The organism is Rhodococcus gannanensis, from assembly GCF_042681175.1.
In the GTDB taxonomy this organism is placed as follows: domain Bacteria; phylum Actinomycetota; class Actinomycetes; order Mycobacteriales; family Mycobacteriaceae; genus Rhodococcus_G; species Rhodococcus_G gannanensis.
The window spans coordinates 425,525-447,234 of record NZ_JBHUFB010000007.1; the positions used below are offsets into that span (position 1 = coordinate 425,525).

The 21,710-nt window shown below is 70.3% G+C and carries 23 protein-coding genes; 19 read left to right on the forward strand and 4 right to left on the reverse strand.

Going from position 1 to position 21,710, the window contains the following annotated elements; translation table 11 throughout:
• The first annotated feature begins 14 nt into the window (after positions 1-14).
• The 3 genes from ACFSJG_RS05655 to ACFSJG_RS05665 are packed head-to-tail and all read left to right on the forward strand — an operon-like array spanning position 15 to position 1,341.
• On the forward strand, positions 15-272 hold the full coding sequence (locus tag ACFSJG_RS05655) for a hypothetical protein (protein WP_378484219.1): 258 nt from the start codon (positions 15-17) through the stop codon (positions 270-272).
• Positions 269-1,117, forward strand: a complete 849-nt coding sequence (locus ACFSJG_RS05660; protein ID WP_378484220.1) for a hypothetical protein — start codon at positions 269-271, stop codon at positions 1,115-1,117. The genes ACFSJG_RS05655 and ACFSJG_RS05660 overlap by 4 nt, the downstream gene beginning before the upstream one ends.
• Positions 1,114-1,341, forward strand: coding sequence for a hypothetical protein (locus ACFSJG_RS05665; RefSeq protein WP_378484221.1), 228 nt, complete (start codon positions 1,114-1,116; stop codon positions 1,339-1,341). Before ACFSJG_RS05660 ends, ACFSJG_RS05665 begins: the two co-directional genes overlap by 4 nt.
• Here the strand turns inward: ACFSJG_RS05665 and ACFSJG_RS05670 are convergent.
• Positions 1,317-2,144 carry a dienelactone hydrolase family protein gene (locus ACFSJG_RS05670; protein ID WP_378484222.1) on the reverse strand — a complete coding sequence of 276 codons (828 nt, stop codon included), beginning with the start codon at positions 2,142-2,144 and terminating at the stop codon, positions 1,317-1,319. The two genes, ACFSJG_RS05665 and ACFSJG_RS05670, sit on opposite strands and share 25 nt — an antisense overlap.
• Positions 2,145-2,314: 170 nt before the next feature.
• Between ACFSJG_RS05670 and ACFSJG_RS05675 the strand changes: the two genes are divergently transcribed.
• The 11 genes from ACFSJG_RS05675 (at position 2,315) to ACFSJG_RS05725 (ending at position 13,721) form a co-directional block, all read left to right on the forward strand.
• Positions 2,315-3,394, forward strand: coding sequence for an alpha/beta hydrolase (locus ACFSJG_RS05675; RefSeq protein ID WP_378484223.1), 1,080 nt, complete (start codon positions 2,315-2,317; stop codon positions 3,392-3,394).
• Positions 3,395-3,489: 95 nt separating this feature from the next.
• Positions 3,490-4,650: a sialidase family protein gene (locus ACFSJG_RS05680; RefSeq protein ID WP_378484224.1), complete on the forward strand. Its 1,161-nt coding sequence runs from the start codon at positions 3,490-3,492 to the stop codon at positions 4,648-4,650.
• Positions 4,651-4,734: 84 nt separating this feature from the next.
• Positions 4,735-6,597, forward strand: a complete 1,863-nt coding sequence (glmS, locus tag ACFSJG_RS05685) for a glutamine--fructose-6-phosphate transaminase (isomerizing) (RefSeq protein WP_378484225.1) — start codon at positions 4,735-4,737, stop codon at positions 6,595-6,597.
• Positions 6,598-6,676: 79 nt separating this feature from the next.
• Positions 6,677-8,116 carry an NAD(P)H-hydrate dehydratase gene (locus ACFSJG_RS05690; protein WP_378484226.1) on the forward strand — a complete coding sequence of 480 codons (1,440 nt, stop codon included), beginning with the start codon at positions 6,677-6,679 and terminating at the stop codon, positions 8,114-8,116.
• A 60-nt stretch (positions 8,117-8,176) separates the two neighbouring features.
• Complete coding sequence (gene alr, locus ACFSJG_RS05695) at positions 8,177-9,412, forward strand: alanine racemase (protein WP_378484227.1); 1,236 nt, start codon at positions 8,177-8,179, stop codon at positions 9,410-9,412.
• The gene (locus ACFSJG_RS05700; RefSeq protein WP_378484228.1) at positions 9,409-10,485 is read left to right on the forward strand and encodes an alpha/beta fold hydrolase; all 1,077 of its coding nucleotides are present in this window, start codon (positions 9,409-9,411) and stop codon (positions 10,483-10,485) included. Before alr ends, ACFSJG_RS05700 begins: the two co-directional genes overlap by 4 nt.
• Positions 10,478-10,972, forward strand: coding sequence for a tRNA (adenosine(37)-N6)-threonylcarbamoyltransferase complex ATPase subunit type 1 TsaE (gene tsaE / locus ACFSJG_RS05705; RefSeq protein WP_378484229.1), 495 nt, complete (start codon positions 10,478-10,480; stop codon positions 10,970-10,972). The genes ACFSJG_RS05700 and tsaE overlap by 8 nt, the downstream gene beginning before the upstream one ends.
• A gap of 35 nt (positions 10,973-11,007) precedes the next feature.
• Entirely contained in the window at positions 11,008-11,652 is a 645-nt protein-coding gene (tsaB, locus tag ACFSJG_RS05710) for a tRNA (adenosine(37)-N6)-threonylcarbamoyltransferase complex dimerization subunit type 1 TsaB (RefSeq protein ID WP_378484230.1), read from the forward strand.
• Positions 11,649-12,137 carry a ribosomal protein S18-alanine N-acetyltransferase gene (gene rimI / locus ACFSJG_RS05715; RefSeq protein ID WP_378484231.1) on the forward strand — a complete coding sequence of 163 codons (489 nt, stop codon included), beginning with the start codon at positions 11,649-11,651 and terminating at the stop codon, positions 12,135-12,137. The genes tsaB and rimI overlap by 4 nt, the downstream gene beginning before the upstream one ends.
• Entirely contained in the window at positions 12,134-13,180 is a 1,047-nt protein-coding gene (gene tsaD / locus ACFSJG_RS05720; RefSeq protein WP_378484232.1) for a tRNA (adenosine(37)-N6)-threonylcarbamoyltransferase complex transferase subunit TsaD, read from the forward strand. Before rimI ends, tsaD begins: the two co-directional genes overlap by 4 nt.
• Positions 13,170-13,721 carry a potassium channel family protein gene (locus ACFSJG_RS05725; RefSeq protein WP_378484233.1) on the forward strand — a complete coding sequence of 184 codons (552 nt, stop codon included), beginning with the start codon at positions 13,170-13,172 and terminating at the stop codon, positions 13,719-13,721. Before tsaD ends, ACFSJG_RS05725 begins: the two co-directional genes overlap by 11 nt.
• A 10-nt stretch (positions 13,722-13,731) precedes the next feature.
• Here ACFSJG_RS05725 and ACFSJG_RS05730 read toward each other — a convergent pair whose 3' ends face one another.
• Positions 13,732-14,169, reverse strand: a complete 438-nt coding sequence (locus ACFSJG_RS05730; protein ID WP_378484234.1) for an RrF2 family transcriptional regulator — start codon at positions 14,167-14,169, stop codon at positions 13,732-13,734.
• A 62-nt stretch (positions 14,170-14,231) separates the two neighbouring features.
• Positions 14,232-15,974: a TIGR03767 family metallophosphoesterase gene (locus tag ACFSJG_RS05735; RefSeq protein ID WP_378484235.1), complete on the reverse strand. Its 1,743-nt coding sequence runs from the start codon at positions 15,972-15,974 to the stop codon at positions 14,232-14,234.
• Between the two features lie 239 nt (positions 15,975-16,213).
• On the opposite strand from ACFSJG_RS05735, the gene groES reads away from it, so the two are divergent.
• Together groES and groL are read left to right on the forward strand one after the other, a co-directional pair.
• Entirely contained in the window at positions 16,214-16,516 is a 303-nt protein-coding gene (groES, locus tag ACFSJG_RS05740; RefSeq protein WP_007535256.1) for a co-chaperone GroES, read from the forward strand.
• A 108-nt stretch (positions 16,517-16,624) separates the two neighbouring features.
• Positions 16,625-18,241 (forward strand): chaperonin GroEL, encoded by a 1,617-nt coding sequence (groL, locus tag ACFSJG_RS05745; protein WP_378484236.1) that lies wholly within the window; start codon positions 16,625-16,627, stop codon positions 18,239-18,241.
• Between the two features lie 65 nt (positions 18,242-18,306).
• On the opposite strand, the gene ACFSJG_RS05750 is transcribed toward groL, so the two are convergent.
• Positions 18,307-18,600 carry a WhiB family transcriptional regulator gene (locus tag ACFSJG_RS05750; protein WP_007535260.1) on the reverse strand — a complete coding sequence of 98 codons (294 nt, stop codon included), beginning with the start codon at positions 18,598-18,600 and terminating at the stop codon, positions 18,307-18,309.
• Positions 18,601-19,180: 580 nt separating this feature from the next.
• Between ACFSJG_RS05750 and ACFSJG_RS05755 the strand changes: the two genes are divergently transcribed.
• The 3 genes from ACFSJG_RS05755 to ACFSJG_RS05765 all read left to right on the forward strand — a co-directional run bounded on the left by ACFSJG_RS05755 (position 19,181) and on the right by ACFSJG_RS05765 (position 21,662).
• Positions 19,181-19,984 carry a hypothetical protein gene (locus ACFSJG_RS05755; protein ID WP_378484237.1) on the forward strand — a complete coding sequence of 268 codons (804 nt, stop codon included), beginning with the start codon at positions 19,181-19,183 and terminating at the stop codon, positions 19,982-19,984.
• Positions 19,985-20,077: 93 nt separating this feature from the next.
• On the forward strand, positions 20,078-20,656 hold the full coding sequence (locus ACFSJG_RS05760; protein ID WP_378484238.1) for a sigma-70 family RNA polymerase sigma factor: 579 nt from the start codon (positions 20,078-20,080) through the stop codon (positions 20,654-20,656).
• The gene (locus ACFSJG_RS05765; protein ID WP_378484239.1) at positions 20,649-21,662 is read left to right on the forward strand and encodes an anti-sigma-D factor RsdA; all 1,014 of its coding nucleotides are present in this window, start codon (positions 20,649-20,651) and stop codon (positions 21,660-21,662) included. Before ACFSJG_RS05760 ends, ACFSJG_RS05765 begins: the two co-directional genes overlap by 8 nt.
• Positions 21,663-21,710 lie beyond the last annotated feature (48 nt).

Consider the following 21,710-nt stretch of genomic DNA (forward strand, 5'->3'; position numbering starts at 1 on the left):
CAGGGGAGTGGAACGTGGGCGGGGAACTGAAGTTCGAGGACGCGACCGTGCGATCGGTGGCGGCCGCGCTCGTCGACTCGGCGGGCGAGCTGGCACTGCTCGCGGACCGGGTCGAGGTGGCCGTCGAGTGCGGTGGTGAGCCGCTGGCAGAGGGCATCCGCCGGTGGGCTCGGCGCACCGCGACCGACGCCGCGCTGCTGTTCGGGACTGCGGACAGGTACCGGGAGCAGGATGCGGCCGCTGCCGCGAGCATCGGGCGTCTGGCGCTGTGACCGGCGTGCTCCTCGCAGCGGAGGCAGCGGGGCTGGCGTACCTCGTGCGTGTCGCCGGACGAGCCGGAATGGGAGACGAGGCCGGACTCTTCCTCGACCGCTACCGGGCCGCGTCCGCGCTCGACGCCGACGGACTCCACGCCGACGCCGAGGCGTTGCGGTCGACTGCAGCCGTGATGCGGGCCCACCTCCTCGCGCAGGAGCAGGCGGTGGCACGCCTGCGTGGGGCCTGGTCCGGTGACGCGGCCGACGCCGCGCTCGCCACGCTGACCCGGCACCAGGCAATCGCCCGAGCCGAGTGTGTCGCAGTCCTCGCCACCGCGCGCACCCTCGACGACGCGGGCGACCTGATCCGCGAAGCGGCGCTGGCGAGAACGGAATTCGTCGGCAGGACGTTCGGGCAGCGCACCGAGGACACCGACCCGGACTGGTCTCCCGCGGTGCTCGCCGCACACGCGACGGCCTGCCTGGCGGCGATGACCGATCTGATCGCCGCCGTCGAGGACGTCGTCGAGGAGGCGCGCCGCGCGGTGGAAGCCGCCGTGGCCGAGATGTGGCAGCAGGCCGAACCTCGTCAGGATCCGGTACCGGACGAGCGTCCCGCGGCCGACTCGGCCGACCACACCGATCCCGAACCCGTCGCGCCGCCCGCTGAGCCGCTGGTGGCCCGGGACGTGCCGACCGGAGACGGACCGGGTGACGTCCCGGCGACGGTCGGACAGGTACCGGGCGTGGGTACCCGGCGGGCCCGTGACGCGGAGCCGGGTAACGGACCGTCCCACGACACCGACACGGGAGCCGAACTGGCGGGGGCCGGAACGTTGGCCGGAACGGACCCGGTGTGAGACTCGACGGGCTGCGCGCGGCGTTGACGTCGGCGTTGTCCCGGGCGGAGGCGGCGATCGGGGAGGCCGATCGCGCGGCGGCGGAATCGGCCATCGCCGAAGCCGAGCACGTAGACGCTGCCGGCGAAGGCGGATCCGGGGTGGCCGCGGTCGGTGACCACGGAGACCGTGCCGAGATCGTGCCGGAGGAGACCGGCGACTACCCGAGCAGGTGGCTGGTCTGATCCTCGTCGGCGGCCTCGGGGACGAGGGTCGTGTGCGGGATCTCCACGTCGGGCGTCGCGAACGGCGCGTACTGCGTGTCACCGGTCAGGTGATAGAGCAGGTATCCGGTGAGCAGGGCGCGGGTCACCCGCTGGGTTCCGCGCTCCGACTTGCCGAGCCCGAACGCGCCGAGCAGGGCGCGCCCCTCGAGAAGGCCACTCGCAGAGGCCTTGTCGACGCTCCGAAGAATCGCCTGACCACCCCACGCCTCGGCGATCGCGCGCGCATTGCAGTTCATCGAGTCGAGGTCACGGGCGGGGGCGAGGACGAGCGCCGGACCGCCCTGCCGCGCTGCGAACACCTCGGCCGGTGGCGCGGTGGGCGCCGGGAAGACCGCGGCCACCGCGGGCGCACCGTGGTCGGCGGCGGCGATCACCGCGGCACCACCGCCCATGCCGTGCCCCGCGAACGCCACCCGATCTGCGGCCACGCTGATCATGCCGGGACCCAGCCGGACCCCTGCCACGATGTCGGCGGCGCTGCGCAGATCCGCGGCCAGCGCGAGATGGGAGGCGACCGGAGACCGCTGGGTGTCCGGGACGGCAGCCACGATGCCCCACGAGGCCAGGTGGATCATCGTCTCGCGATACCGGGCCGCGCTGGTCATCCAGCCGTGCCCGAACACCACCGCGGGCAGCGAGAAGCCCTCGGCCGGCGTGTACACGGACCCGGGCAGTCCGGCCAGTGCCAGGTCACCGTGCAACACCGGATTCGGTCCGCGCTTGGACAGTCGGGTGACCAGGTTCTTGGGAGTCGGCGCCACGAGCAGAACCGTATCCGATCGGCCGGTCACCGTGCGAGGCCGCACGGCTGTGCCCGTGCGGGGCGGTGCGTCCGTCGGGCGGGGCCCGGTCGGTGGTGTTCTAGGGTCGTCGGCAGCAGGTGCAGGGCGGAAACGAAGACGGTGGTTCTGGAGTGATGGTGATGGGCGGGATGGGACTTCCGGTGCCCCGGAACCTGTCGCGGGCGGCGGCGAACGTACGCGCCCGCCTCGGTTCGGACGGACTCGCGGACCTGCGCCCGACCGATTCGACGGTGGTCGACTCGACACCCGAGCGGACGATTCGGCGGTTCCGGCCGCCGAACGGTGTGACCACGGGCGCTCCGGTCCTGCTCGTGACGCCGCTCGCGGCCACGTCGATCGCGTTCGACCTGCGCCGCGGATGCAGCTTCGTGGCGTACCTCGCCGACACCGGCCGGGACGTGTACGTCGTCGACTACGGCCCGGTGAACTTCGAGGACCGCTCCCGCGGCATCGAGCACTGGGTCGACGACGTCGTCCCCGACGCGGTCCGGGTCGTCAGCGCCGACGCCGGCGGTGTGGACGTGCACCTGGCCGGCTGGTCGCTGGGCGGGATCTTCGCGATCTTCACCGCTGCGGCACATCCCGAGCTGCCGCTGCGGTCGGTGACGCCGATCGCGAGCCCCTTCGACCTGCGCCGGGTGCCGCTGTTCGCCACGTTGCGCCCACTGGACCGGGTGTTCGGCCCGTACACGGTCGCGCCGTTCTACCGGGTGCTCGGGATCGTTCCCGCGCCGCTGACGAGCCTCGGGTTCAAGATCGCCAGCGTGGACAAGTACCTCACCCGGCCGTGGGCGGTGTTGACCAACCTCGACGACCGGGACCATCTCGAACAGATCGAGGCGGTCGACCGGTTCATGAACAGCATGTACGCGTATCCGGGGCGGACCTTCGGGCAGCTGTACCACGTCATCATGCGGTCGAACGAGTTCGCGACCGGCCACATGCGGATCGCCGGCCGTGACGTCGATCTCGGCGCGATCGACGTGCCGGTGATGGTGATCGCGGGTTCCGGTGACGGGCTCGCGCCCGAACCCGCCGTGCGGCACCTCGTCGACCTCGTCGGCGGTGCGCCCGCGGTGCGGTTCGGGGCGTACCCGGGCGGGCACCTCGGGGTACTGACCGGACGTCGGGCCCGGGACACGATGTGGCCCGCCTTCGCCGAGTTCCTCGTCGACTGCGAATCCGGCTTCGGTGAATTCACCGAGTGAATTCACCGCAAACGCCACCGGAAGCAGCCGCTCTCTTGTTTGAATGACTCGGCTGTTCGACTTCCCGGTATCCGTGGACGCGAAAGACGGTGTACATGCGGCGTGCGCTTCGTGGTCTGGTTCTGGTTCTCGCGCTCGGATTCGGGGTGGTCGTCCCACCGGCACTGACCGTGCCCGCGACCGCAGGAGCCCAGTCCGCGGCCCCGGACCCGGCGGTGCTCGGCGTCGGCCAGTATCCGAGACTCGCCCGGCTCGGCACGGGTGCCATCGTCGCGTCGTTGACCTCCCGGGACGCGGGCGGCGACTTCACCCAGATCCTGGAGAGCACCGACGAGGGTGCCAGCTTCCACCCGATCGGCGCGGTCCGGGACCCCGAGGCCGTGCACGGGCAGTGCTGCGCGACGCTGTTCGAGATGCCGCAGCAGGTCGGATTCCTCCCCGCCGGAACGCTGTTGTGGGCGGGGACCGTCGGCTACCTGCCGGGTCACGACGCCAAGGTCGGCATCAAGGTCTGGTCCAGCGGTGACGGTGGGCGTACCTGGGCGCCGCTGGGAGTCGCGGCACGGTCCCCCGGCGGGGGCGGGGTGTGGGAACCCGAGTTCACCGTCGACGCCGGACTGCTGTGGCTCTACTACGCGGACGAGACCGAGGGAGCGCACTCGCAGGTGATCAGCCGGGTCGCCACGATCGACGGCGTGAACTGGTGGGGACGGCACGTGGTGCAGGCGAACGGTGAGCTGGGCCTGCGGCCCGGGATGGCGACCATCGCCCGCCTGCCCGACGGCCGGTTGGCCTCCACCCACGAGATCTGCGAGATCGGCCAGGACCGCTGCACGCCCTACCTGCGTTTCTCGGACACCGGGCTGTGGTGGGGCAACGGTGTGCTCGACCAGGGCATCCAGGTGATCGCCTTCGACGGCAGCAGGCTCAAGCACTCCCCGTACCTGACCGCGCTCGCGGGCGGCCCCCTCGGGACCCGGCTCGTCCTCGGCGGTCAGTCGCTGATCGACCGAGACGGGAAGCGGGACCCGCGCAGCGGCAAGGTGCTCCTCGTGAACGACACCCTCGGGGCCGGTCCGTGGTTCGAGATCGCGGCGCCGGTACCGGTGACCGACCCGCAGTCCGACACCTGCGCGAACTACAGTTCCCCGCTGCTGCCGGTGGACGGCGGAGCGAACATCCTGCAGGTCGCCGTCACACTGAAGGACGGCGTCTGCACCGCGCGGTTCGGCAAGGGGCCTGCGGGACCCCGCTGATCGCAGGCAGGGCGCCTGCGGTGTGGGCCAGCCCTCCCACCTCGAGGCACTCGTGGGTGCCGGTTCCCAGTAGGCTTGTGCACCATGTGCGGAATCGTGGGATACGTCGGCCACCGCCAGGCCCAGGGGGTCGTGGTGAAGGCGCTGCGGCGGATGGAGTACCGCGGCTACGACTCGGCAGGGATCGCGGTCCTGGACGGAGCCGGTGGGCTCGCCGTCGAGCGCAAGGCGGGCAAGCTGGACAACCTGACCGCCGAACTCGACGAGACCGGTGTCGACAGGTTCACCGGCAACGCCGGTATCGGGCACACCCGATGGGCGACGCACGGACGCCCGACCGACCGGAACGCGCACCCGCACCGCGACGCGAGCGGCAAGCTCGCGGTGGTGCACAACGGCATCATCGAGAACTTCGCTCCGCTGCGGCACGAGCTCGAGTCCGCCGGTGTGGAACTGCTCAGTGACACCGACAGCGAGGTCGCCGTCCACCTGGTGGCCCAGGCGTACGCCGAGGGCGACACCGCGGGCGACTTCGTGGCCAGCACGCTCAAGGTGCTGCAGCGGCTGGAAGGCGCGTTCACGCTGGTGTTCACGCACGCCGACCACCCGGACACCATCGTCGCGGCCCGCCGGTCCACGCCGCTCGTCGTCGGTGTCGGTGACGGTGAGATGTTCGTCGGCTCGGATGTCGCGGCGTTCATCGAGCACACCCGTGACGCGATCGAGCTCGGACAGGACCAGGTCGTCGTCATCACGGCGGACGACTACCGGATCACCGACTTCGCCGGAAACGAGTCGGAGGGCCGGCCCTTCCGCATCGACTGGGATCTCGAGGCCGCGGAGAAGGGCGGCCACGACTACTTCATGCTCAAGGAGATCGAGGAGCAGCCCGCCGCGGTCGGCGACACGCTGCTCGGACACTTCGAGGGCGGGAAGATCGTGCTCGACGAGCAGCGACTCTCCGACCAGGAACTGCGCGACATCGACAAGGTGTTCGTCGTCGCGTGTGGCAGCGCCTACCACTCGGGTCTGCTCGCGAAGTACGCGATCGAGCACTGGACCCGCCTGCCCGTCGAGGTCGAGCTGGCCAGCGAGTTCCGTTACCGCGACCCCGTTCTGGACCGCTCGACGCTGGTCGTCGCCGTCTCCCAGTCGGGTGAGACGGCCGACACGCTCGAGGCCGTCAAGCACGCGAAGGAACAGAAGGCCCGCGTGCTCGCCATCTGCAACACCAACGGCGCCCAGATTCCGCGCGAGGCGGACGCCGTCCTCTACACGCGGGCCGGTCCGGAGATCGCCGTCGCGTCGACGAAGGCGTTCCTCGCCCAGGTGACCGCGAACTACCTCGTCGGACTGGCGCTCGCGCAGGCGCGCGGCACCAAGTACCCGGACGAGGTGGCCCGCGAGTTCGCCGAGCTCGAGGCGATGCCCGCCCTCGTCACGCGCGTGCTCGACACGGTCGAACCGGTGCGCGCGCTGGCCCGGGAGTTCGCGGACGCGACGACCGTGCTGTTCCTCGGCAGGCACGTCGGTTACCCGGTCGCGCTCGAGGGTGCGCTCAAGCTCAAGGAGCTGGCGTACATGCACGCGGAGGGTTTCGCGGCGGGCGAGCTCAAGCACGGCCCGATCGCCCTGATCGAGGAGGGCCTGCCGGTCATCGTGGTGATGCCGTCGCCGAAGGGCCGCGCGGTGCTGCACTCGAAGCTGGTCTCCAACATCCAGGAGATCAAGGCGCGCGGTGCCCGGACCATCGTGATCGCCGAGGAGGGCGACGAGATGGTGCGTCCGCACGCGGATCACCTGATCGAGATCCCGGCGGCGCCGACACTGCTCCAGCCGTTGCTGTCGACGGTGCCGCTGCAGGTGTTCGCGGCCGAGATCGCCCGCGCCCGCGGATACGACGTCGACAAGCCCCGCAACCTGGCGAAGTCCGTCACCGTCGAGTGACGCGGCTGCGCCGCCTGTGAGTGATCTTCACCCCACCCGGGATGAAGATCACTCACAGCACAGATCGGGAGGACGCCCGGTGCGCGAGTTCCACACGGTCGATCAGGTTCGGGCGGCGGAGGCGCCGCTGCTGGCCGCCCTACCGGAGGGGACGCTGATGCGCCGCGCCGCGCACGGCCTCGCCGGGGTGGTCGCCGCCGAACTGCGCTCGCGCACGGGCGGTGTCGCGGGCCGGTCGGTGACGCTGCTCGTCGGCTCCGGAGACAACGGCGGCGACGCACTGTGGGCCGGGGCGATACTGCGGAAGCGCGGGGTCGCGGTCACGGCGGTGCTGCTGGATCCTGACCGCGCCCATGCCGCCGGACTCGCCGCACTGCGGTCGACAGGCGGACGGGTCGCCGACGAGGTCGGGGACCCGGACCTGGTCCTCGACGGCATCGTCGGCATCTCCGGGCGCGGGCCACTCCGACCGGCGGCCGCCGCACTCGTCGCGTCGGTCCGCGCCCCGATCGTCGCCGTCGACCTGCCCAGCGGCGTGGACCCGAACACCGGGGCGGTGACGGGTCCCGTTGTGACCGCTGCCGTGACCGTGGCGTTCGGTGCACTCAAACCCGTGCACGTGCTCGCCGGAAGTCGTTGCGGCCGAGTCGAGTTGATAAACATTGGACTCGACCTCCCCGCCGCGAACCTCGCCGCCCTCACCCCGGCCGAGGTCGGGGAGCGGTGGCCGCTCCCGGGTGCCGTGGACGACAAGTACAGCCAGGGCGTCGTCGGTGTCGTGGCCGGCAGCGCCGGGTATCCGGGCGCCGCGGTCCTGTGCTGCGGTGGCGCCGTCGCGGCGACCTCCGGGATGGTCCGTTACGTCGGACCGGTGGCGTCGCAGGTGCTCGCGCACTGGCCGGAGGTGGTCGCCGCGGACGGCTTCGGGTCCGCCGGCCGCGTGCAGGCGTGGGTGGTCGGACCGGGGATTGGCACGGACGAGGACGGGCGTGCGCTCGTGCAAGACGTGCTCGCGACCGACCTGCCGGTCCTCGTGGACGCCGACGCCCTCACCGTCCTCGCCGCAGATCCCGCACTCGTCCGGGGCCGCAGCGCGCCGACCCTGCTCACACCGCACGCGGGCGAGTTCGAGCGACTGACCGGTGTCGACCCTGCCGACGACCGCGTCGCGCACACCCGCGACCTCGCCGCACGGTGGGGCGTGACGGTCCTGCTCAAGGGGCGGGCGACGGTGATCGCGGGTCCGGACGGCGTGGTACTGGTCAACGACGCAGCCGGTTCGGCCGCCGCGACCGCCGGCTCGGGCGACGTCCTGTCGGGCGTGATCGGGGCGCTGCTCTCGACGGGCCTCGGTGTCACGACCGCGGCGGCCATGGGAGCTCGAGCCCATTCGCTCGCCGCCGCACTGGCCTCCGGCGAGGGCTCCGAGGTTGCCGCGCCGATCTCCGCCGTCGCACTGTTGTCGCAGGTCAGAGCAGCTGTTCGGGTGCTCCGTGCGCAAACAGTGCTCGGAATGTGACCCGAACGGCGGGCCGGGCCGTTGGGGTGAAACGGCACCCGGTGGCAGTATCGAAGGATCATGATCATCGCCGCGCACAGTGACCGACCGACACCCGTCCCCGAGGCGGGTGCCTTTTCGTTGGCGCCCGCACCGCGGGCGTCGTCGTCCGGACCTGCACCGCAGGCTGAAGCACTCGTCGACCTCGACGCCGTCGCCCACAACGTCCGGTTGCTGTGCGAGCACGCCGGGGACGCCGGAGTGATGGCCGTCGTCAAGGCCGATGCCTACAACCACGGTGCCGTCGCCGTCGGCCGGGCCGCGCTGGCAGCGGGGGCGACCGAGCTCGGTGTCACCACCGTCGACGAGGCCGTGGCGCTGCGCGAGGCCGGAATCACCGCGCCGGTGGTGTCCTGGCTGCACACCGCAGACACGGACTTCCGTCCCGCGGTCGCCGCGAACGTCGAGATCGCGGTGTCCTCGCCGCGGCACCTCCACGCGGTGGTCGACGCCGCTCGCAGCGTGGGCACGACAGTCGCCGTGTCCATGAAGGTCGACACCGGTCTGAACCGTAACGGCGTGTCGGCGTTCGAACTCGACGCCCTGCTGGACGGGCTGGCCCGCGCACAGGCCGAGGGCGCGATCCGCTTCGGCGGAGTGTTCTCGCATCTCGCGCACGCCGACGAGCCTCACAACCCCGTCATCGACGTGCAGGCGGAGGTGCTGCGTGACGCGGTCGCGCGTGCCGCACGGCTCGGCCTGCGCGCCGACCGGGTGCACCTGGCCAACTCCGCCGCGACCCTGACCCGTCCCGACCTGCGGTTCGACATGGTCCGTCCCGGAATCGCGCTGTACGGGCTGTCGCCGGTACCCGAGCTCGGCGGCTTCGGGCTGCGCCCCGCCATGACGCTGCGCGCTCGAATCGCACTGGTCAAGAAGGTTCCGGCGGGGGCCGGGGTGTCGTACGGGCACACCTGGATCGCGCCCCGCGACACCACCGTCGCGCTGCTGCCGGTCGGCTACGCCGACGGCGTGCCGCGATCGCTGAGCGGCCGGTTCGACGTCCAGATCGGTTCGCGCCGATTCCCCCAGATCGGCCGGGTGTGCATGGATCAGGTCGTGGTCGACCTCGGTCCCGATCCGGGATCGGTCGCGGAGGGCGACACCGCGATCCTGTTCGGCCCCGGCGACGACGGCGGGCCCGTCGCGCAGGAATGGGCCGACGCGCTGGACACGATCCACTACGAGGTGGTCACGGGCGTGCGGGGCCGCGTGGCGCGCAGCTACGTCGGCAGCGCCGGAACGGGCGTCCGATGACGCCGCTCGGGCGGCGGAGCGTGCTCGGTGGTGCCGGAGTCGCGACCGCAGTGGGCGCGTTCGCGGGCGTGCGGGCAGTCCACACCAAACCGGAGAAGTCGCGACGCGGCCGCGATCGGTACGCGGACGAGGACTTCGGCCTGCTCGACAGCGACCGCGGGAGCCTCGTCGTCGCGGACGACGGAGTCACCCTGGCGGTGCGTGAGGTGGGTCCGGCGACCGCGCCGCTGACGGTCGTGTTCGTCCACGGGTACTGCCTGCGGATGGACTCCTGGCACTTCCAGCGGAAACAGTTGCACCGCCGTTGGGGAGACGGTGTGCGGATGGTGTTCTACGACCAGCGTGGACACGGACGTTCGGGCACTCCGAGCGCCGAGTCGTGCACGATCGGCCAGTTGGGCCGGGACCTGCACGCGGTGCTGCGGGCGGTCGCACCGACAGGCCCGGTCGTCCTCGTCGGGCACTCGATGGGCGGCATGTCCATCCTGGCATTGGCACGGCAGGTGCCCGAGCTGTTCGGTACCCGGGTGATCGGCGTCGGCTTGCTGGCGACGGCCGCAGCGGGCCTGAACAAGACCGGGCTCAGCCGCAACCTGGACAACCCGGTCATCGACGCGTTCCGGCTCGCGGTCCGCACCGCACCCGGGTTGGTGCAGTTCGGCCGGGGCGCAGCTCGTGCGATCATCGCCCCGATCATGCGTGCCGCATCGTTCGGTACGGAGGTCAGCCCGTCGCTGCACCGATTCTCGGACCGGATGCTGAACGAGACGTCCGTGACCACCATCGTCAACTTCCTCAAGTCGATCGAACTGCACGACGAGTCGGCGGCTGTCCCCGTGATCGCGGACCTGCCTGCGCTGGTGCTGTGCGGTGACGCCGACATGGTGTTGCCGTTCTCCCAGTCGGAGACGCTCGCCGACGCGTTGACGAACTGCGAACTGGTGCGGGTGGTTTCGGGTGGACACCTCGTTCAGCTGGAGTTCCCCATCCGATGTACGGATGCGATCGACCGGCTGGTGACCCGCGCCGCCGAGGCCGTGGACTACGAGCGAGAGGCGGGGATCGGTGGCTGACCGAGAGGATGCCCTGCGGGAGCACGCCGTGATCCACCTCCCGACGGTCGAGGACACCGAGGCGTTCGGTCGCCGGCTCGCCGTCGACCTCGTCGCCGGTGACCTCGTCGTCCTCGACGGTCCGCTCGGTGCCGGCAAGACAGCCTTGGCCCGGGGAATCGCCGCGGGTCTCGGGGTGCAGGGCCGGGTCAGTTCGCCGACCTTCATCATCGCCCGCGAGCACCGGGCGGGGGAGCGCCCCGACGGTGGGGCCCCGGTGGCGATGGTGCACGTCGACGCCTACCGACTCGGTCTCGGTGCCGACCGCGCCGCGACCTTCGACGAGTTGGACGCGCTCGACCTCGACACCGACCTCGCCGGCGCGGTCGTCGTCGTGGAGTGGGGCGAGGGGATCGTCGAGCACCTGACGGACCGGCATCTGCTGGTCCGGCTGCGCCGCGAACCCGAGTCCGACGTGCGGACCGCACAGTGGGGTCGGGTCTCGTGAATACCCACACTGACGTGCGGGTATTCTGGTAAACCGTGCTCGTACTCGCCGTCGATACCTCCACCCCTGCCGTCACCGCGGGGGTGGTCCGCCTGGACGGCGGTGCCCCCCGGACCCTGGCGTCGCGGGTCACCGTCAACGCTCGCGCTCATGCCGAGGTCCTGACTCCGCACATCATGGAGTGCCTCGGAGAGGCAGGGCTCGCGCCCACCGACCTCGACGCCGTCGTCGTCGGGATCGGTCCCGGGCCCTTCACCGGCCTGCGGGTGGGCATGGCGACCGGCGCGGCGTTCGGCGACGCGCTCGGTCGCCCCGTGTACGGGGTGTGCAGCCTGGACGCGATCGCCGCGGACACCGCCGACGACCGCGACCTGCTGGTGGTCACCGACGCCCGCAGGCGTGAGGTGTACTGGGCCCGGTACTCGGGTGGCGCGCGGGTCGCGGGTCCCGGTGTCGACAAGCCCGCCGATCTCGAGCCGCAGCCGTCGGTCGTGGTGGCAGGCTCGGAAGCGCACGTCTCCCTGTTCGACCTGCCTGTCGTGGGCACGCCGTCGCCGTCGCCTGCGGGGTTGGTGGCGGTCGCCGCCGCGGACCTGCTCGCGGGAGACGAGCCGAAACCGCTCGTCCCGCTGTACCTTCGGCGCCCCGATGCGGTCGAGATGGCGGACCGGAAGAAATGAGCGACGCACTCACCGCGATGCGCCCCGACGACGCGGAGCGTTGCGCGGAACTCGAGTCGCTGCTGTTCGCCGGGGACGGTCCGTGGAGCGCGGACGCGTTCCGCTCCGAACTCGACCATTCCCACAACCGGTACGTCGTGGTGCGCGACGGCGACGACGTCGTGATCGGCTACGCCGGGATCGCGTTGCTGGGCAACACCTTCACGCCGGAGTCGGAGGTCCACACCATCGGTGTCGACCCGGCGCACCGCCGCCGCGGACTGGGCTCCCTGCTGCTCGCCGAGCTGCTGCGCCTGGCCGACCGGCACGGCGGCCCGGTGTTCCTGGAGGTCCGCACCGACAACGACGCCGCACTCGCCCTGTACCGGCGCGAGGGTTTCGAGGTCGTGGGAACCCGCCGAAACTACTACCAGCCCAGTGGGGCCGACGCGTACACGATGCGCCGGCCGCACCCGTCGACAGCGTCCGAGGAGCAGCAGCCGTGATCGTGATGGGAATCGAAAGCTCCTGCGACGAAACGGGAGTCGGGATCGTCCGGTGGCACGAGGACGGCACCTGTGAACTGCTCGCCGACGAGGTCGCGTCGAGCGTCGACCAGCACGCCCGCTACGGCGGCGTAGTCCCCGAGGTCGCGTCACGGGCGCATCTCGAGGCGATCGTGCCGACGATGCGCCGCGCGCTCGCGCAGGCCGGGATCGCCAAGCCGGACGCGCTCGCCGTCACCATCGGCCCCGGGCTCGCAGGCGCGCTGCTCGTAGGCGCGGCCGCAGCGAAGGCGTACGCAGCCGCCTGGAACGTGCCGTTCTACGCCCTCAACCACCTCGGCGGCCACGTCGCCGTCGATACGCTCGAGCACGGGCCGATGCCGCCGTGCGTGGCGCTGCTCGTCTCGGGCGGGCACACCCACCTCCTGCACGTCCGCGACCTCGCGCAGCCGATCGAGGAACTCGGGACCACCGTGGACGATGCGGCGGGCGAGGCGTTCGACAAGGTCGCCCGCCTGCTTGGGCTCGGCTTCCCCGGCGGCCCCGCACTGGACGCCGCGGCCCGCGACGGCGACCCGAAGGCGATCGCCTTCCCCCGCGGCATGACCGGCCCCCGCGACGCCCGCCACGACTTCTCGTTCTCCGGACTGAAGACGGCAGTCGCCAGGTACGTCGAGTCTCGCGAGCGGGCAGGGGAGCCGGTGCCGATCCCGGACGTCGCGGCGTCGTTCCAGGAGGCCGTCGCGGACGTGCTGACCATGAAGGCGGTGCGCGCGGCGACCGATGTCGGGGTGGACACGCTGGTCCTCGGCGGCGGCGCGACGGCGAACTCGCGGATCCGGTCGCTGGCGCAGGAGCGGTGCGACGCGGCCGGTCTGACGCTTCGCATCCCGAAACCGCGTCTCTGCACCGACAATGGCGTGATGATCGCTGCACTGGGCGCGCACGTCATCGCGGGCGGCGCGCGGCCGTCCCCCCTGACCGTCGCCACCGACCCCGGACTGTCCGTCACCGTCAGTCAGTCCCGGGTCGATGGCGACTGAGCGGCTCGGGGACCTACCGCAGAAGGAGCGGCGGCGACTGTTCCGCCGGGCCCTCGTCCGGCCGCTGGTCACGGTCCTGATCCTGCTCGGTGTCTACTTCGCCGTCCCGATGGAGGGCGTCGAATCGCTCACGGCGCTGGGCGCGGTCCTGCTGTGCCTGGTGATCGTGGTCGCGGTCTTCGTCTGGCAGGTGCGCCGCATCCTCGCCGCGCCGTACCCAGCGCTCCAGTCGATCGAGGCGCTGGCCGTGTCGGTCCCGACCTACCTGTTCGGTTTCGCGACGATCTACCACCTGGTGTCGGTCGGGTCGATGGGCAGTTTCTCCGAGGAGATGTCCCGGATCGACTCGCTGTACTTCACCCTCGTCTGCTTCTCGACGGTCGGCTTCGGTGACATCGTCGCGAAGACGGAGGCCGCGCGCGCCCTGGTGACCGTGCAGATCGTCGGGAACCTGGTGCTCATCGCGGCGGGTGTGCGGGTGGTCACCGCCGCCGTCCAGGAGGGACGCAGGCGGCGTGACACCGAGGCGGACGAGGGCTGACCGTGCTCTGTCAGGACGGAATCGCGAGCTGGAACAGCACGGTTCCGGCCGACGACGACACCAGGTCGTCGACGGTGATCGAGTCGAGTGACTCGTAGAAGGCGTTCTGGGCGCGTCGTAGCGCGCCGCGCAGGCGGCAGTCGGAGCGCAGCGGGCACGGAGTGGCACCCTCACAGGTGACGACCTCGTCGTCGCCCTCGAGTTGGCGCGTGAGCCAGCCGATCGACGTGGATCGGGCCTTCTCGGTGATCGACAGCCCGCCGCCCCGACCACGGCGGGCCTCGACCATGCCGAGTTCCTTGAGCCGGAGCACCACCTTGGTGGTGTGCGTGTACGGGATCGACATCTCGTCGGCCACCTGAGCTGTCGTCAGGCCTCCGCCTCCGGGAGCGACGGCAAGTCGCATCATCACGCGCAGCCCGAGATCGGTGAACTTTGTGAGCTGCACGGGACCGACGCTATATTAGTTGCATCCAGCGTGCAACAATCAGCGAATGTGATCTGCGCTGGTCACGACCGCGGAGACGGCAGGAGCAACTCCGTGTTGTGGTCGGTCGTGCCTCCCAGTCGTGCAGGATCGGTGTGGATGTCGTTGAAGGACAGCTCGCGATACAGCGACGCGAGGCCCATGGGCGAGAAGTCGCCGTGTCGCGCCTCGTAGGGGCTGTCGGCCTCGATCAACGTCGTGAACAGTGACAGCGTCCCGTCGGCGTTGTCCACGACCTCCACGATCCGGGCGTGCTGCGGGAAGTCGACGTGCGAGGCGGTGTTGATCTCCCAGAACCCCTGCGCGGGTGTCGGTCCCGGATGCGGCGTGATCCTGTTGTCGTGGGTGTGACCGTTGACCCAGGCGAGCACGTTCGGGAACCGCTTCAGCAGTGCCACCAGTTCGTTGCCGCCGTGCCGCGCCTCGAATGGATTCGCCGGGTCGGGGATCAGGTTGTCCATCGAGGTGCTCGTGTGGTGGCTGAACAGCAGGAACAGGGTGTCCTGCCTGCCCTGCTCGACGACGCGGCCGTCGACGTCGAAGTACCGGCTGCTGCCGTCGACGAGAGTCCGTTCGATCCACCGGAACTGGGCGTCGCCGAGGGAGCCGTCCACGAATCCGGCCGGGTTCGTCGAGTCCATGCTGATCCCCACCACGCCGGGTGCGATCTCGAATGCGTAGTAGCCGATTCCGGACTCGGCGGCATCCGGTGCGAATCCGTGCCCGACGGGGCCGGGGCCGGTGTTGGCAGGGTCGAGGTGGGCCGCGATGAACTGCCGAGGTGTGAACGGCGCCCGCGACGGGTCCGCGGTGACGCGACGCGGGGGAGTGGTGACCGCGGCGAGGGCGTTCAGGACGGCGCCCGGCCCCGACTTCATGGCCATCGAGACCGACAGCGACTCCTCCGGCGTCGGCACCTCGATCTTGAGGTCGCCCGTGTACATCGCGTCCAGTGGCCCGATGCCGCTGGGGAGGGTGCCCGACACCGAATCGTCGTGATTGCCGAAGACGCAGAACCAACGGGTGTCCAGACCTGGGCTCGTCACCGGCGTGAGCGCCGCGCCGAGCAGCCCGGGGATCTCGGGAAAACCCGCCTGCTTGTAGACGTCCGGGATCGAGGACTCCGGATTCCAGAACAGCTCCGAACCCGAGTTCTGCACGCCCTCGTAGCGGTCCGCAGCTCCGGTGTTCGGAACGAACGTGCCGCCGTTCAGTGCGGTGAGGAACCAGCCGAGTTCGGCGTGTTCCTTGTTGTCGGTGTTGTCGCCGGTCGTCACCACCGCATCGAACGCGCGTCCGGTGTGCGGACCCGCTCCGACCGAGTTGACGCGCTGCACCAGCGATACCAGGCCCTGCGTCGTCAGTGTTTCGTGCGGTCGGAACGCGGACCCGTTGAACGGTGCGATGTACTCGAACCGCAGTGGGCACTGCGCGTCGATCACGTGCACGTCGGTGAGCTGCACCAGCGACGCCAGCGCCGTCCGGCGATCCTCGCGCCCCGACTTCGCCTCCGCCAGTTCGCCGCGGACGACCGTCGGCCAGCCCGGTCCCGCGGTGAGTCTGCGATATCCGCTCGACCCGACCGGCGTCGCGACGGCTTCCAGTGTCGTGCCCGCGAACGAGGCGGGCAGCTCCGCGGCGCCCGCGTGCCAGGTGCCCCACGGCGAGCGTCCGAGTGCTCCGGCACCGAAGACTCCGATGCCGAGCGCGCCCGCCGCGCCGATGCCTGCGAGTCCGAGGAAGTCACGCCTGTTCAGGTTGGCCACGCGGTGAACTGTAGGCGACGGCCGGATGACGCGGGGGGATCTCGCCGGGACGCGAGAAGTGTCCGCACACTCCTCCCTTGAGTGCTGGCACTCGCATGTATAGAGTGCTAGTTGGCGCTGACCCGGTCACGGCACCCGCGACGACGCGATCGGGAGACAGGGCCACATGCGTGAACAGACGACACGCCCAGGGGAACAGCCCCGGGGCGTCCGAATTCCCCGAAAGTGGAGGGCTCATCGTGGCGAGCGTGAACATCAAGCCGCTCGAGGACAAGATCCTCGTCCAGGCCAACGAGGCCGAAACGACGACGGCCTCTGGCCTGGTCATCCCGGACACGGCCAAGGAGAAGCCGCAGGAGGGCACTGTTGTCGCAGTCGGCCCCGGCCGCTGGGACGAAGACGGCGAGAAGCGCATTCCGCTCGACGTCCAGGAGGGCGACACCGTCATCTACAGCAAGTACGGCGGAACCGAGATCAAGTACGCCGGCCAGGAGTACCTGATCCTGTCGGCGCGCGACGTGCTGGCTGTCATCTCCAAGTAGCCACATGCATCCGCCCCGGTGTTCCGTCCACGGACCCGGGGCGGATCGCGTTGTGGGACCACCTTCCGCAGGTACGGCTCGCCGACCTTCCCAGGAGTAACAGCACTTATGTCCAAGCAGATCGAATTCAACGAGACCGCACGCCGCGCTCTCGAGCGTGGCGTCGACCAGCTCGCGGATGCGGTCAAGGTGACCCTCGGACCCCGCGGTCGGCACGTCGTGCTCGCCAAGGCGTTCGGCGGCCCGACCGTCACCAACGACGGCGTGTCCATCGCCCGCGAGATCGAGCTCGAGGATCCCTTCGAGAACCTCGGCGCCCAGCTCGTCAAGTCCGTCGCCACCAAGACCAACGACGTCGCCGGTGACGGCACCACCACCGCGACCGTCCTCGCGCAGGCTCTGGTCAAGACCGGTCTGCGCAACGTCGCGGCCGGCGCGAACCCGATCGCGCTCGGCGTGGGCATCTCCAAGGCGGCCGACGCGGTCGCCGCGGCGCTGCTCGCCGCCGCCACCCCGGTCCAGGGCAAGGAGGCGATCGCGCAGGTCGCCACCGTGTCCTCCCGTGACGCCGAGATCGGCGAGCTGGTCGGCGAGGCCATGACCCGCGTCGGCACCGACGGCGTCGTCACGGTCGAGGAGTCCTCGACCCTCGCGACCGAGCTCGTGGTCACCGAGGGCGTCCAGTTCGACAAGGGGTTCCTCTCGCCCTACTTCATCACCGACGTCGAGGCGCAGCAGGCCGTCCTCGAGGACGCGCTGGTGCTGCTGTACCGCGAGAAGATCAGCTCCCTGCCGGAGTTCCTGCCCCTCCTCGAGAAGATCGCCGAGTCCGGCAAGCCGGTCCTGATCATCGCCGAGGACATCGAGGGCGAGACCCTGTCGACGCTCGTCGTCAACTCCATCCGCAAGACCATCAAGGCCGTCGCCGTCAAGGCGCCGTACTTCGGCGACCGCCGCAAGGCGTTCCTCGAGGATCTCGCCGTGGTCACAGCGGGCACCGTCATCACTGCCGACATGGGCGTCACGCTCAAGGACGCGGGCCTCGAGCTGCTCGGCTCCGCTCGCCGCGTCGTCGTCACCAAGGACGAGACCACCATCGTCGACGGTGCAGGCACCCAGTCCGACATCGACAGCCGTGTCGGTCAGCTCAAGCGCGAGATCGAGAACACCGACTCCGACTGGGATCGTGAGAAGCTCGAGGAGCGCCTCGCGAAGCTGGCCGGCGGCGTCGCCGTCATCAAGGTCGGTGCCGCCACGGAGACGGACCTCAAGGAGCGCAAGTTCCGGGTCGAGGACGCCGTCAACGCAGCCAAGGCCGCGGTCGAGGAAGGCATCGTGCCCGGTGGCGGCTCCGCCATCGTGCAGGCCGCGCAGTCGCTGACCGAGCTCGCCGCATCGCTCTCGGGTGACGAGGCGACCGGTGTCGAGGTCGTCCGGACCGCCGTCGAGGCGCCGCTGTACTGGATCGCGACCAATGCCGGTCTCGACGGTTCGGTCGTCGTGAACAAGGTCTCCGAGGCACCCAAGGGCCACGGCTTCAACGCTGCGACCCTCACCTACGGCGACCTGCTCGCCGACGGTGTCGTGGACCCGGTCAAGGTGACCCGCTCGGCGGTCGTGAACGCGGCGTCCGTCGCGCGGATGGTGCTCACCACCGAGTCCGCCGTCGTCGACAAGCCGGTCGTCGAGGAGGCCGCGGGCCACGGACACGGCCACAGCCACTAGGCACCAAGACGAGAAGAGCCCCGGGCGGTCATCCGCCCGGGGCTCTTCTCGTTGCTCGGCCTTCGTCAGGAGGCGATCTTCTGGCGGAATCGGCGCGTGTGCGCCTCCCGCTCGGCTTCGGACATTCCGCCCCAGATTCCGTACGGTTCGCAGACCGTGAGGGCGTGGTTGCGGCACTGTGCGAGTACAGGGCATTGCCGGCACATCTCCTTCGCCCGCATCTCGCGCTGGGCGCGGGCCCGTCCACGCTCGCCGTCGGGGTGGAAGAACATCGAGGAGTCGACGCCGCGGCAGAGGCCGTGCATCTGCCAGTCCCAGATGTCGGCGTTGGGGCCCGGGAGGTGATTGGGTTGCGGCATTCCATCTCCTGACGTCGGCGGCTCGGGCACTGCTCTCGCCCTTGGGGGTGCTGCGGCGACCTCACGGTCGGCGCTCCGGGTGGGTGAGGTACCCGATGAGCGAGTACAACCGTGAAGATCGTTCACATCCGTACTCAATTTCAACAGCAACGTTATAGTCGGCGTGGAAATCGAGTCAACAGTTCCGCGCGTGGTGATTTGCATACCCCGAAAGCGAGAAATTAACTCTCCGTTCATCGACATCGTCGCTATTTCGTGATTCTTTGGTGAGGGAGTGCGGGCGAGGGTCCAGTACGTTCGTACTCCAGGAAAATGGCCTCTGTACTGCGAGTTTAACCCGCCTCATTCGATGGCTGACGGCATCGGGTCGGTGGGTCCGCTGACTGCCCGGGTCGGATCGACGTCGAGGCGGCCCGTGTTGTTATCGGCAATTGACACCCGGCAATTGTGCTCAATAATTACGCAAGTCGAAATCGTAATGTGACCGATACTGTTGGCGAACCTCCCGGTAACAAATGACTCCGGGATCGGGAACCGCGTTCGTGTACCCCGCACCGCTCCGTACGACTACCCTTGCGCGGTGCTCGCAACTCTCGCCGTCGACGACCTCGCAGACATCGCGTTCGGCCCGGCGCCGGGGACGGTCGCTCCCGCCGCCACTTCTCCGTACGACCGTTGGCTCCGCGCGGTGGCCCTGGGAGGTCAGGGCCGGTACGCCGCAGCCCGCGCCGAACTGGCCGCCCTGCGCCGTGCCCGGGCTGGTGCCGTCCTCGAGTCGCTCGCGGCCAGTACCGAGGCGTCACTGCTACGGCAGCTCGGGTGGCATCGCCTCGCATCCGGTCACGACGGTCGCGCACTCGCCGTCCTGGGCGACTCGCAGACGACGTCGGCCCGGATCGCCCGGTGCGACGCACTGACCGGACTGGCGGCCGACGCGCTCGGCTGTGGCCGGCTCGACCTGGGGTTCCGACTGCTCGAACGATGCGACGACCACCTCGTCGACGCCGGCCCCGAGCTGTGGCGCCAACGAATCAGGCTGCACTGGGTGACGGCCGAGATGACGCTGGCCGCGGGCGATCCCGTCCGTGGCCGGGAGAATGCGGCACGGGCAGTGGAACTGGCGGACGCGTCGCGGTCGGTCCGGCATCAGGTGAAATCGGAGCTCCTGCTCGCGGCGGCCACGAGCGCGGGACCCGACCCGGCCGCCGCGGCCGGGCCCGCACGGGAGGTGCTCGCCAGATGTGACGAACACAACCTCCGACCACTGCGCTGGGCGGCCTCCATGCTGCTCGGCGGCGTCGCGCCCGCCGTCGAGGTCGAGCAGGTACGCCTGGAGACCGAGGCCGCCATCCTGGCGGCAGGTGGGCGATTCCGGGAGTGGTGAGCAAAGGTCGCTATCCTTCAAGCGTTCCGCCAACCGGTCGGGAGCGCTCCATGTCACAGGCGCGCCACTGTAACGCCAGGACTTTGTCTGTCGATGAGTAGTACGAGCGAGGAGTTGGACTCAGCCGTCGCTGCGGCAGCGCAGGGCGATCGGGTCGCCTTGGCTCAGGTTCTGGAGTTTGTCCGACCCATGGTCGTGCGATATTGCCGATCACGGGTCGGAGCCGCGGAAAGGGGACACCTCTCCGCGGACGACGTGGCGCAGGAGGTGTGCCTGGCTGTGATGACCGCTCTACCCCGGTATCGGGACCAGGGGCGGCCGTTCATGGCATTCGTCTACGGGATCGCAGCGCACAAGGTCGCGGACGCGCACCGGAGCGCAGGGCGTAACCGATCCGAGTCGATGGCCGAAGTACCAGACATCGTCTCGGCGGACGAGGGCCCCGAGAAACTGGCCCTCGATTCCGAAACGAGCCGACAGGTGAATGCACTTCTCGGCACACTGTCCGACAAGCACAGGGAAATAGTCATCCTCCGACTGGTAGTGGGTCTGTCCGCGGAGGAGACGGCAGCCGCCGTGGGGAGTACGGCGGGAGCAGTACGAGTAGCCCAACACCGGGCGCTCGCGAAGTTGAAGACCGAAGTAGCGAAAGCGGGTGAGATGTATGGCTAGGGGGAGCAAGCGTGGCCACCGCGACTGGTCGCGGAAACACGACGCGTCCGACGCCGACCTCACCCCGCAGGGTGACCCGTTGGCCGGAGAGGCGAGCGAGGGTGAACCCTTCGACCTCGCCGCGGTTCAGCGCGACGACGCCCTGATCGACGCTCTCGCCAGCGGAGGCGACGTACCCACCGCCACTGCGGAGGAGTACCGGCTCGCGGCGCTGCTGGCGGGCTGGAGGGCCGAGATCGTCGAGCCCGAGTTGCCCGCCGGTCCGACACTCGACGAGGTCGCGGCCGCCGTCGATGCGGAGATCGCCCGTGAGCGCGCACCCAAGCGCGGCTCCCTGCACCTGCTCCGACCCGTCGCCGGGGCCGCCGCCGCGATCGCCGTGGTGATGGCGGGCCTCACCGTCGGGTCGTACAACGCGCAGCCCGGTGATCCGCTGTGGCGGGTCAAGGAGGTCGTCTTCACCGAGCGCGCCAACTCGACCGTTGCCAGCATCGACACCACGAACAACCTCGAGGAGGCCGAGCGGATGTTGCGCTCCGGCGACTCGCAGGGCGCGATGGCGGTACTGGAGTCGGCGAGCAAGCGCGTGGGCGCGGTGAACGACGCGGCCAAGCGTGACGAGCTGAACGCCTGGTACGACCGGTTGCTCGCGGACGCCACCAGCGTGCTCCCGGTTCCGCCTGCGGTGCCCGGAGTTTCGACGACGCCCGTCGGGCCGATCGAGACGACGCTGCCGGGGGTTCCCCCGACGAGCGTGCCGCAGTACCCGACCGACGGGGTCGTCGCGCCGACGCAACCGCCGGTGACGCCGCTGCCGGTGGACACGACCGTGCTGCCAGTCGTCCCGCCGACGACGACCGTTCCCACGCCGGGACCCGAGATTCTCCTGACCCCGGATCCGGGGTCGACCGGGCCGGCGCCGACGTCGATCCTCGTGCCCGTTCCGACCTCGCAGAAGGTCACGACCGAGACGCGCCAGCTGATCCCGAGCCAGCCCACCAGCTAGGGCGGCCCGAGGGCGGCGACACGTAACGACGAAACGGCCCGGCGAGCA

Coding starts and splice junctions, on each gene's coding strand:
- ACFSJG_RS05675 (WP_378484223.1), top strand. CDS start 2,315: ATGGGACTTCCGGTGCCCCGGAACCTGTCGCGGGCGGCGGCGAACGTA.
- ACFSJG_RS05680 (WP_378484224.1), top strand. CDS start 3,490: ATGCGGCGTGCGCTTCGTGGTCTGGTTCTGGTTCTCGCGCTCGGATTC.
- glmS (WP_378484225.1), top strand. CDS start 4,735: ATGTGCGGAATCGTGGGATACGTCGGCCACCGCCAGGCCCAGGGGGTC.
- alr (WP_378484227.1), top strand. CDS start 8,177: ATGATCATCGCCGCGCACAGTGACCGACCGACACCCGTCCCCGAGGCG.
- ACFSJG_RS05700 (WP_378484228.1), top strand. CDS start 9,409: ATGACGCCGCTCGGGCGGCGGAGCGTGCTCGGTGGTGCCGGAGTCGCG.
- rimI (WP_378484231.1), top strand. CDS start 11,649: ATGAGCGACGCACTCACCGCGATGCGCCCCGACGACGCGGAGCGTTGC.
- ACFSJG_RS05725 (WP_378484233.1), top strand. CDS start 13,170: ATGGCGACTGAGCGGCTCGGGGACCTACCGCAGAAGGAGCGGCGGCGA.
- groL (WP_378484236.1), top strand. CDS start 16,625: ATGTCCAAGCAGATCGAATTCAACGAGACCGCACGCCGCGCTCTCGAG.
- ACFSJG_RS05750 (WP_007535260.1), bottom strand. CDS start 18,600: ATGCCGCAACCCAATCACCTCCCGGGCCCCAACGCCGACATCTGGGAC.
- ACFSJG_RS05760 (WP_378484238.1), top strand. CDS start 20,078: ATGAGTAGTACGAGCGAGGAGTTGGACTCAGCCGTCGCTGCGGCAGCG.
- ACFSJG_RS05765 (WP_378484239.1), top strand. CDS start 20,649: ATGGCTAGGGGGAGCAAGCGTGGCCACCGCGACTGGTCGCGGAAACAC.